The following is a 1,324-nucleotide window of genomic DNA, read 5'->3' as shown; positions in this document are numbered from 1 at the left end:
GTTGTGCACCCATTGGGTGATGGAGAGTTTCGTCGCTAACCATTATACAGCCAAGGCTTTCTATGTTTTAGAAATTTCTATCTGGGGATTGGGGTCAATATAGGGGACAGATTTCAAATCTGTCCCCGGTCCGTATAAAGATTTGACCGAAAAATTCATGGGTAGGCACTCTCTCCCTCTCTCCCTCTCTCCCTCTCTCCCTCTCTCCCTCTCCGTTCTGGCACTCGTACTCGTATGGCAGACAGGCACTCGTATTGCTCAGAAATCCGCATTTCTCTTTGCAGTTCATTGCAATTGATTGTTATGGACAGGCACTTTCACTCTTTAAAACTCGGGGTGCTAGGCACGCAAAACCGTCAGTTGAGAGCCTGGTTCGTAACCAGACTTCAGGTTTTCCTCAAAAAGCTGATACCAAAGATGGTGAACGGAATCAGCGGACGTATCCGAACGAGAGGCGTTCGATTGAAAGATCTCTTGCACCGTGACCGGTATCTCTAAAGCAAGGTCCGACTGGTACATCTCAATAAAGGGATCTGCGTCTTTCCCGGGTATCCAGGAATTATGGCGCCTGGGAGGCTTGCGATGAGCGAGCGCAAAATCTGGAGTTAAACACCACTCCTCCTCTGGTAATTCGGAAATCGAGAGCTCCAGCACAAAAGGTAAGGAGCGAGACAGGCGAGTGGCGAGCCAAACCACAGCAGCTCCAAGTCGATCGTGGTCATTGGCAGAGACCAGCTGATGATTTAGCCACGTCTCCAAGTCCAATATCTCTGGGGGCAAGGCCTTGTCCCAACTCCACGGTAAGTAGTGAGATGACTCGGCGGTTTGAATCAGGATGCTTTGGCCGGTAAGCCTCTGCCTCTCTGGCGTTTCATCAGGATCGACTGAGTAAAGCACGGCAGATTCAGGCTCTTCATCCTCATCTCCTTCCTGCTCCGGCGGCAAATCGAAATGCTGATAGGCAACATCAGAAAAATGGCTTACCTGCGGTAGCCGATTACCACCCGGCAACGCAGAAAAGCCCTTGAAGGCCATGGGAACGTCAATTTCAAACTCGTGTTGTTCACATTGGCCTTGGGCGACACGGAGTAACGAATTTAAAAATAGGGTGGACCCTTTGCTGCTTGATTGAACTTTAAGCTCGGAGGCTGCGTTCCCAAGTGCAAGGGTAAAACGATCGTAACTATTCAGCTCAAATTTTCTAAAAAAGTTCTTGACAGGGTTTTGGTCCCAATTTCATGAATTTAGGCCACACTCAACGGTACTCAGATCCATGAAGATCACTAACATTGATGTCGACGCTGCGCTGGCGGACGTCAGACAA

The 1,324-nt window shown here is 49.3% G+C and carries 1 protein-coding gene; it reads right to left on the bottom strand.

Features of this window, described 5'->3' with window-relative positions:
- Nucleotides 1-339 precede the first annotated feature (339 nt).
- Entirely contained in the window at nt 340-1,035 is a 696-nt protein-coding gene (locus tag A3OI_RS0103725; RefSeq protein ID WP_018402995.1) for a hypothetical protein, read from the bottom strand.
- Between the last annotated feature and the right edge of the window lie 289 nt (nt 1,036-1,324).

It is taken from the genome of Marinobacter gelidimuriae, assembly GCF_000372805.1.
Classification (GTDB): Bacteria; Pseudomonadota; Gammaproteobacteria; order Pseudomonadales; family Oleiphilaceae; genus Marinobacter; species Marinobacter gelidimuriae.
This window is presented reverse-complemented; position numbering and strand designations above follow the sequence as displayed.

What these genes read in the sequence shown, in the direction of transcription:
- A3OI_RS0103725 (WP_018402995.1), bottom strand. Translation starts at nt 1,035, where the DNA reads ATGGCCTTCAAGGGCTTTTCTGCGTTGCCGGGTGGTAATCGGCTACCG.